This is a genomic window from Blastococcus sp. KM273129, from assembly GCF_021698995.1.
Classification (GTDB): Bacteria; Actinomycetota; Actinomycetes; order Mycobacteriales; family Geodermatophilaceae; genus Blastococcus.
This window is the reverse complement of record NZ_SSXB01000120.1, coordinates 1-8,516: the sequence shown is the minus strand read 5'-3', so window position 1 is coordinate 8,516 and position 8,516 is coordinate 1. Positions and strand designations below refer to the sequence as shown.

The window sequence follows — 8,516 nt, the reverse complement described above, 5'->3', positions numbered from 1 at the left end:
TCGTAGGTGCGCGGTGCCCCCCGGCCTCGACCGGCCGCAGCCGCCGGGGGGCACCGCGCACCTACGACTTCCGCCGGCCGACCAAGCTCTCCCGCGAGCACGTGCGGGTCATGCAGATCGCGCAGGAGGGCTTCGCCCGCCAGGCGACGACGATCCTCACGACGTTCCTGCGCGCCGGCGCCCGCCTGGAGCTGGGTGGGATCGAGCAGTTCTCCTACGACGACTACATCGGGACCCTGCCCGACCCCACCTTCATCTCGACGTTCTCCCTGGAGCCGCTCGCCGGGAAGGGGCTGCTGGCCTTCCCGCTCGACATCGCCATGGCGATGGTCGACCACATGCTCGGCGGCTCCGGTGCCGCCGCCCAGCCCAACCGGCCGATGACGGCGATGGAGACCACCATCACCAACCACCTGCTGGACCGGCTGCTCGACGAGTTCGCCGCCTCGCTGGCGCCGGTGACCCAGATCCAGCCGGTGCTCGTCGGGCGGGAGTACAACCCGCAGCTCGCCCAGGCCGCGGCCGGCTCGGACACCGTGATGGTCGCGAGCTTCACGATGCAGGTGGGCAACCGCGAGGGCGAGGCCACGGTCGTGCTGCCGTTCTCCTCCTTCGCCCAGGCCCTGAACAACGCCGCCTCCCCGCAGCTCTCCGAGTCCGCGCTGCGCAAGCGCCAGCGCGCCCGCGAGGCCTTGATCGACCGGCTGAACCTGGTGCCGGTGGACGTGAGCGTCCGGTTCGCCCCGCTCACCGTCTCCTCCTCCGACCTGCTCTCCCTCGCCGTCGACGACGTGCTGCTGCTCCGCCACCCGCGGGACAGCCCGCTGGAGGTCACGACCAACGACGTGACGTTCGCCTACGCCATCGCCAGCAACCACCGGCGTCGCCTGGCCGCCTCGATCGTCCCCACCCCGCACGCTCCGCACGCCGCGAAGGACTCCGCATGACCGCGCCCCGCACCGATTCGCAGGACTCCCAGACCGTCACGGCGGTCGTCTCCGCGGCCGCCCGGGCGGCCGCCGCCCTGGTCCCCTCGACCTCGGTGCTGAGCGCCGGCGCCCCCGTCAGCGACCCCGACACCGTCCCGCTGCCGCCGGCGGCGGCGCTCGCGGTCACCGCCGGCCTGTCCGGCGAGGTGTCCGGCGACGTCGTGCTGGTGGTCTCCGGCGACGTCGTCGACGCGCTGCAGAACTCCCCCGTCGGGCACATGGACGTCTCCGCGGCCCTGCGGCCCGCGCTGGAGGCGGCCGCGGCCGCGCTCGGCCGGGTGCGGGTCGCCTCCGAGCGCACCGAGGAGCCGGTCGCCGCACTCGACGGGCTGCGCGACAAGGGGATGTTCGTCGCCGTCCCGCTCCTGGGCGACGGCGAGCACCAGGCGACCCTCGCCCTCCAGGTGACCCTGCCCGCGGCGCGCGAGCAGCGGGGCAGCCTCGAGCTCCTGCGCCACGTGGCCATGGAGGTCACCGTCGAGATCGGCCGCACCCGCATGACCGTGCAGGAGCTGCTCTCGCTGCACCCGGGCGAGGTCGTCGAGCTCGACCGCGCCGCCAGCGCCCCCGCCGACCTCCTGGTCAACGGCACGCTGATCGCCCGCGGCGAGGTCGTCGTCGTCGACGAGGACTTCGGGCTGCGGATCAGCGAGATCGTCACCGACGCCGCCGAGCTGGGGGCCGCGGCCTCATGACCTGGATGATCATCCGGCTCTTCCTGTCCCTGGCGCTCATCGGCGGCGTCCTGTGGTTCGCCGCCCGGCTGGCGAAGAAGAAGGGGCTGGGCCAGGGCAACGGCGTCATCCAGGTCGTCGCGCGCCAGCGGCTGGGCCGCGCCAGCACGGTGAACGTCGTCCGCGTCGCCGACGTCGTCCTGGTCATCGGGGCCACCGAGGAGCAGGTCACCCTGCTGGCGGAGGTCGACGGCGAGGCGGTCGACGCCGCCCTCGCCGAGCGCTCCCCCGCCCGGAAGCCCACCGGCGAGGCGGCCGGCGAGATCCCCGCGGTGCCGGCTGCCCGCCCCGCGCCGGACGGCGTGCTCGCCGGCTCGGTGCTGGACCGGAACAGCTGGGGCACGCTCGTCGACGAGCTGCGCGAGCGCACGGTCCGCCGGTCATGACCGCCGCCGTGCGCCCGCCCCGCGCGGGTGACCAGCGGGCACGGGGCCGCGCGCTCGTGGTGCTGCTCGCGCTGCTGACCGCCACCGTGGCGGCCGTCGTCCTCGCCGGCCCGGCCACGGCCGCCCCGACGGCGCCCACCGCGCCGACGGCGCCGACCGCCCCCGAGGTCGGCGGCGCCGTGGACATCTCCATCGGCAACGGCTCGCCGAGCAGCTCCATCACCCTGATCCTCGCGATCACGGTGCTGTCGGTGGCGCCGTCGGTGCTCCTGCTGGCCACCTCGTTCACCAAGATCATCGTGGTGCTGGGCCTGACCCGGAACGCGCTCGGCATGGCGACGTCGCCGCCGAACCAGGTGCTCACCGGGATCGCCCTGTTCCTCACGCTGTTCGTGATGGGCCCGGTCTTCTCCGACATCAACGAGGTCGCCGTCCAGCCCTACATGGACGGCGCGATGTCGGTGTCGCAGGCCTACGACGCCGGCGTCGTGCCGCTGCGCGAGTTCCTCCTGGACAACACCCGCGAGGACGAGCTGAAGCTGATGATCGGCCTCTCCGGCGAGCAGGCCCCGGCGGACGCGACGCAGGTCAGCATGACCACGCTGATCCCGGCGTTCGTGCTCTCCGAGCTCAAGAGCGCTTTCATCATCGGGCTGGTCATCTTCATCCCGTTCCTGGTGCTCGACATGCTCGTCAGCGCCGCCCTCATGGCGCTCGGCATGATGATGGTCCCGCCGACCATCGTGTCGCTGCCCTTCAAGCTGCTGCTCTTCGTCGTCGTCGACGGCTGGGCGCTGATCACCACCGCGCTGGTGGGTTCGTACGGAGGGGCGGGTTAGCCGTGTCCGACGCCGACGTCACCGAGATCGCCGCGCAGACCATGATGGTCGCCGCCAAGGTCGCCGCCCCCATCCTGCTGACCGCCCTGCTGGTCGGCTTCCTGATCTCGCTGTTCCAGGCGGCCACCCAGATCCAGGAGCCCACGCTCTCCTTCGTCCCGAAGATGATCGCCGTCGCGATCGCCATGCTGGTGACCGGGAACTGGGTGCTCTCGGAGCTGGTCAGCTTCACCCAGACCCTGTTCGACCAGCTCCCGGCACTGCTCGACCGGACGTAGCCGCGTGGACCTCTCGGTCCCGGCGGTCACGCTCGCGGCCCTGCTCCTCGGCACGGCGCGGGCCGCCGGCTTCGTCCTGCTCGCCCCGCCGTTCAACTCGCGGGTGATCCCTGCGCCGGTGAAGGGTGCGCTGGCCCTCGCCCTGGCGGTGCTGCTCTCCACCCAGATCGCGCCCACGCTGCCCGAGCCGACGGCCGGCTTCCTGCTGGTCACCGCCGTCACCGAGGTCGTCATCGGCGCGGCGCTCGGGTTCGTCGTGCAGGTGCTGTTCACGGCGGTGCAGATGGCCGGTGACGTGCTCGACGTCGTCGGCGGCTTCTCGCTGCAGCCGGGCTACGACCCGATGGCCATGACCCAGAACAGCTCGCTGGGCAAGCTGCACTACCTGCTGGCGACGACGCTGCTGTTCACCAGCGGCGGGCACCTGCTGATGGTCAAGGGCTTCGCGACCTCCTACGAGGGGCTGCCCGTGGGCGGGGACGTGCCCACCGACCAGATCGCGTCGGTGCTGATCACCGCGTTCTCGATGATGTTCCTGGCCGCGCTGCAGATCGCCGGGCCGATGGTGGCGGTGCTGCTGCTCGCCGACGTGGCGCTGGCCCTGCTCAGCCGCGCCGCGCCCGCCCTCAACGTCTTCGCCCTGGGCTTCCCGGTGAAGATCATGCTCACCCTGGCGATGCTCGGGCTGACCTTCCCGCTGCTCCCGCCGGCGCTGGACACGCTGCTCGAGCACGGCGCCCGCGCCATGACCTCGCTGCGCGGCGGCTGAGGGGGTGACGCATGGCCAAGGACGGACCGGGTGGTGAGAAGACCGAGGCGCCCACTCCCCAGCGCCTGAAGAAGGCGCGCACGGAGGGGCAGATCCCGCGGACCCAGGAGCTGGGGACGTGGCTCGGCGTGGCGGCGGCCAGCTTCCTGCTGCCGGTGCTCGTGGGCAGCGCGTTCGACGCGGTGCGGCAGCTGTTCGTGCACGTCGGGGCGGTGGCCGACGACCCGCAGGTCCACACGGTCACCGCGCTGCTCGGCAAGGCGCTGGTCGCGTTCCTCACCACGCTGCTGCCGACGGCGATCGCGCTCATGCTGGTGGGCCTCGTGTCGTCCGCGGCCCAGGGCGGGGTGCACCCGACGACCAAGCCGCTGCAGCCCAAGCTGAAGAAGTTCAACCCGCTGCCGGCGTTCAAGCGCATGTTCGGCACCCAGGGTCTCTGGGAGATGTCGAAGGCGCTGATCAAGACGGCGGCCCTCGGCACGGTCGTCATCGTCACCAGCGACCGGGCCCAGGCGCTGGTCTCCTCGGCGGGCTCGTTGCCGCTGTCGGCCGTCGCGGCCACCTTCACCGACTCGGCCGTGCTCATGTTCCGCGTCGTCGCCGTCACCGGCCTCGTCATCGCCGTCGCCGACTACGTCGTCGTGCGGAAGAAGATGATGAAGGAGCTGAAGATGAGCAAGTACGAGATCCAGCAGGAGCACAAGCAGGCCGAGGGCGACCCGTACATGAAGGCGCACCGCCGCGGGGTGCAGATGGCGATGTCGCGGAACCGGATGATGGCCGAGGTGGCCGACGCCGACGTCCTGCTGGTCAACCCGACCCACGTCGCGGTCGCGCTGAAGTACGACGCCGCTCAGGGCGCGCCGCGGGTGGTCGCCAAGGGCGCCGGCGAGGTGGCGGCCAAGCTGCGCGAGCGGGCCGCCGAGGCGCGGGTGCCGCTGGTCCAGGACATCCCGCTCGCCCGGGCGCTGCACGCCTCCTGCGACCTCGGCCAGGAGGTGCCGCCGCAGCTGTTCACCGCCGTCGCCCGCGTGCTGGCGTTCGTCATGCACCTGGGTGCCCGAGGCGTGCGGGGCGGCTTCCACCGGCCCGGGTTCGAGGCGCCCGACGTCACGGACCTGCCCAGAGCGGGCCGCCGCCGTCCCCCCGTCGCCGCCTGAGCACAGTGATGATCAGGTCACCTGATCGTTCCGGGTCCTGGCTCACCGTCGACCGTGAGTCAGGACCACACCAGGTGAGCCAGGACGGGCGCTCCCCGCCGAGGTACCGGCCCGTCGCCCGCCTGCCGATGAGGGAGGGGTGAGCCAGCGTCCCTCGTGCGAGCCCGGAGCGGGCGAGTGAAAGGCCTGGGCAAGGCCGCGGTCCCGATCGGCGTCGTGGCCATCGTCCTCATGCTCGTGGTGCCGCTGCCCGCTGCCGCGATGGACATGCTCATCGGGCTGAACCTGGCGATCTCGCTGCTGGTGCTGCTCGTCGCGATGCAGATCAAGCGGCCGCTGGACTTCGCCGTCTTCCCGTCGCTGCTGCTCATCGCGACGCTCTTCCGCCTCGCGCTCAACGTCTCCTCGACGCGGCTCGTGCTCACCGACGGCTACGCCGGCAAGGTGATCGAGGCCTTCGGCCACATCGTCATCGGCGGCTCGCTGGTCGTCGGCCTGGTGATCTTCCTGATCCTCACCATCGTGCAGTTCGTGGTGATCACCAACGGCGCCGGACGCGTCGCCGAGGTCGGCGCCCGCTTCACCCTCGACGCGATGCCCGGCAAGCAGATGGCGATCGACGCCGACCTCAACGCCGGGCTGATCAACGAGGCGCAGGCCCGCAAGCGGCGGCACGAGGTCACCGCCGAGGCCGACTTCTACGGCTCGATGGACGGCGCCTCGAAGTTCGTCAAGGGCGACGCGATCGCCGGCATCGTCGTCACGCTCGTGAACCTGATCGGCGGCTTCGCCATCGGCATGATGCAGCGCGGGATGGCGCCGGCCGAGGCGGTGAGCACCTACTCGCTGCTGACCGTCGGCGACGGGCTCGTCTCGATGATCCCGGCGCTGCTGATGTCCACCGCGACCGGCATCATCGTGACGCGCTCGGCCACCGAGGGCGACATGGGCAGCGACCTCATCGCCCAGCTCGGCCGGTTCAGGCAGCCGGTCCGCATCGCCGGCGGCGCGGCCCTCGCGCTGTGCCTCATCCCCGGGCTGCCCAAGCTGCCCTTCCTGCTCGTCGGTGTCCTCTTCCTCGTCATGGCCAGCCGGATGACCGAGCCGGAGGAGGTCGACGAGGAGGCCGAGGCCGCCGCGGCCGCCGCCGAGCTAGAGCCCGCCCCCGACTCGCCCGAGGCGATCGCCGAGCGGATGCGCGTCGACCCGCTCGAGCTCGAGGTGGCGTTCGACCTGGTCGACCTGGTCGACACCGCCCGCGGCGGCGACCTGCTGGACCGGGTCAAGGCGCTGCGGCGGAAGGTCGCCATGGAGACCGGCCTGGTCATCCCCCTGGTGCGCACGCGCGACAACCTCGACCTGCCGTCCTCGCAGTACGTCATCTGGCTCAACGGCGTGCCGGTCGCCAAGGGCAGCTCCCCCGTCGGCACGGTCCTGGCCATCGGCGACGCGCTGGACGGGCTGCCCGGCAAGCCCACCCACGAGCCGGTGTTCGGGCTCGCCGCCAAGTGGGTGCCCGCCGAGCTGCAGCGGGCCGCCGAGATGGCCGGCGCCACCGTCGTCGACCGGTCCTCGGTCATCACCACGCACCTGGCCGAGGTCGTCCGGCAGAACGCCGCCGACCTGCTCGGCCGCGAGGACGTCCGCCTCCTCGTGGAGATGGTGCGCCGCACGCACCCGGTGGTCGTCGAGGAGCTGACGCCGGCGCTGCTCACCCTGGGAGAGGTGCAACGCGTGTTGCACGCGTTGCTCACCGAGGGTGTGTCGATCCGCGACCTCGTGCGCATCTTCGAGGCACTCTCTGTGCGTGCCAAGCACTCCACCGACCTCGACGGACTCGTCGAGGCGGCCCGGACGGCGCTGGGCTCGGCGATCAGCCAGCCCTACGTCACGCCGGACGAGCGCCTGCACGTGTTCACGCTGGAGCCGGGGTTCGAGCAGCGCCTGCTCGAGTCGGTCCGCCAGACCGAGCTGGGTGCCGTCCTGGCGCTCGACGCCGGTGCGGTGGACGCCCTCGTCCACGGCTGCAGCGGCATGCTCGAGGACGCCGAGCGGCAGGGCCTGTCCCCCGTCCTCGTCTGCTCGCCTCAGGTCCGTGCGGCGCTCGCGCGGCTGATGCGCCAGATCCTGCCCCGGCTGCCGGTCATCTCCTACGCGGAGGTGTCCCGGACGGCCCAGATCGAGTCGCTGGGAGTGGTGAGCGGTGCCGTTGCGATCCGTTGAGGCCGCCACGCGCGACGACGCGATCGCGGCCGCGCGCGAGCAGTTCGGGCCGCACGCCCGCGTCGTCGGGGTGCGCCGGGTCCGCTCGGGCGGCGTCCTGGGCTTCTTCGCCACCGAGCGCTACATCGCCGAGGTGGCGCCCGACCAGTTCGCGCGCCCCGGCGCCCCCTCGCCGTCGGCGGGCCCCGCCCAGGCCACGCCCGTCGCCGCCTACGACTCCCCGCTGGCCGCCGCCGCCCCCGCGCGCGCCCGAACGACCGCGCCCGCCCGCAACGGCGCCGCCGCCTGGGCCGCGGAGGCCGCCCGGCCCGGAACCGCCGAGCCGGTGGCCCGGCGGGTTGCGCCCCGGTCGCCGGCCACGGACCCGGGGGCCGCGCCGTCCTGGTCGGCCGCTCCCGCCGCACCCCCCGCCCGGGACGACGAGCGGATCGACGAGCTGGCCGGTCTGCTGGGCGGCGCCGCGCCCGCCGCGCCGACATCGGCCTACGGGCGGTCGACGGCGGCCCGGGCCACCTTCCCCAAGGCGACGCGCGAGCCCGCGCACACCCCGCGTCCGCACGTCACCACCCCGGTCACGCCGGCGCAGAAGGCGGACGCCGACGCCGCCCCCTCGCCGTTCACCGCGGCGCTGGCCCGCATGGTCTCCGGTGACCGCGACGTGCGCCAGGCCGTCGACCACGCGCTGGCCCAGCCGGTGGAGGCCGTCCCGGCCGCGCCGGACCGCGACCCGCTCGCGGCCACGCCGGCATCCCGGCCGTCCCTGGTCGCGGCCATCCGTTCAGCAGATCCGTCGAAGCGGTCCCAGGCCGTGCAGCAGGAGGAGACCACGGTGAAGGACCAGGCCGCGGCGCCGCCCACCACGTCCACGACCGGTGCCGAGGAGCTGCCCACGTGGGCGGCCACCCCGCGGGAGGCCACCGTGCCGGCGCCGTCCGCGCGCCAGGAGGAGATCGCCGAGGCGCTGCGCGACGCCCTGGCCCGGGGCCACTCCGACGAGGCGCTCGCCGGGATCCTGCGCAAGATGCTCGCCGGCGACTCCCCGCGCGAGGCGCTGGCCGAGCCGGTGCTCCCCGCCGCGGTGTTCGACGAGCCGGTGGCCCCGGTCGCGGTCCTCGACGAGCCGGTCGCGGTCTCCGAC

At 73.3% G+C, this 8,516-nt stretch carries 8 protein-coding genes and 1 pseudogene; all 9 read left to right on the top strand.

The window, feature by feature from the left end:
- Positions 1-947, top strand: a 947-nt coding sequence (locus E9565_RS20795) for a flagellar motor switch protein FliM (protein WP_236836638.1), incomplete at its 5' end; no start/stop codon positions are given.
- Positions 944-1,684, top strand: a complete 741-nt coding sequence (gene fliN / locus E9565_RS20790; RefSeq protein ID WP_236827308.1) for a flagellar motor switch protein FliN — start codon at positions 944-946, stop codon at positions 1,682-1,684. The genes E9565_RS20795 and fliN, both read left to right, overlap by 4 nt.
- Positions 1,681-2,109 carry a flagellar biosynthetic protein FliO gene (locus tag E9565_RS20785; RefSeq protein ID WP_236836637.1) on the top strand — a complete coding sequence of 143 codons (429 nt, stop codon included), beginning with the start codon at positions 1,681-1,683 and terminating at the stop codon, positions 2,107-2,109. The genes fliN and E9565_RS20785 overlap by 4 nt, the downstream gene beginning before the upstream one ends.
- Entirely contained in the window at positions 2,106-2,948 is an 843-nt protein-coding gene (fliP, locus tag E9565_RS20780) for a flagellar type III secretion system pore protein FliP (RefSeq protein WP_236827310.1), read from the top strand. Before E9565_RS20785 ends, fliP begins: the two co-directional genes overlap by 4 nt.
- A 2-nt stretch (positions 2,949-2,950) precedes the next feature.
- Positions 2,951-3,226 carry a flagellar biosynthesis protein FliQ gene (gene fliQ / locus E9565_RS20775; protein WP_236827311.1) on the top strand — a complete coding sequence of 92 codons (276 nt, stop codon included), beginning with the start codon at positions 2,951-2,953 and terminating at the stop codon, positions 3,224-3,226.
- A gap of 4 nt (positions 3,227-3,230) precedes the next feature.
- Positions 3,231-3,995 (top strand): flagellar biosynthetic protein FliR, encoded by a 765-nt coding sequence (gene fliR, locus E9565_RS20770; RefSeq protein ID WP_236827312.1) that lies wholly within the window; start codon positions 3,231-3,233, stop codon positions 3,993-3,995.
- An 11-nt stretch (positions 3,996-4,006) separates the two neighbouring features.
- Positions 4,007-5,155, top strand: coding sequence for a flagellar biosynthesis protein FlhB (locus tag E9565_RS20765; protein ID WP_236827313.1), 1,149 nt, complete (start codon positions 4,007-4,009; stop codon positions 5,153-5,155).
- A 177-nt stretch (positions 5,156-5,332) separates the two neighbouring features.
- On the top strand, positions 5,333-7,378 hold the full coding sequence (gene flhA / locus E9565_RS20760; RefSeq protein WP_236827314.1) for a flagellar biosynthesis protein FlhA: 2,046 nt from the start codon (positions 5,333-5,335) through the stop codon (positions 7,376-7,378).
- A pseudogene (locus E9565_RS20755) lies at positions 7,365-8,516 on the top strand (hypothetical protein); the annotation flags it as partial. The gene flhA and the pseudogene E9565_RS20755, both read left to right, overlap by 14 nt.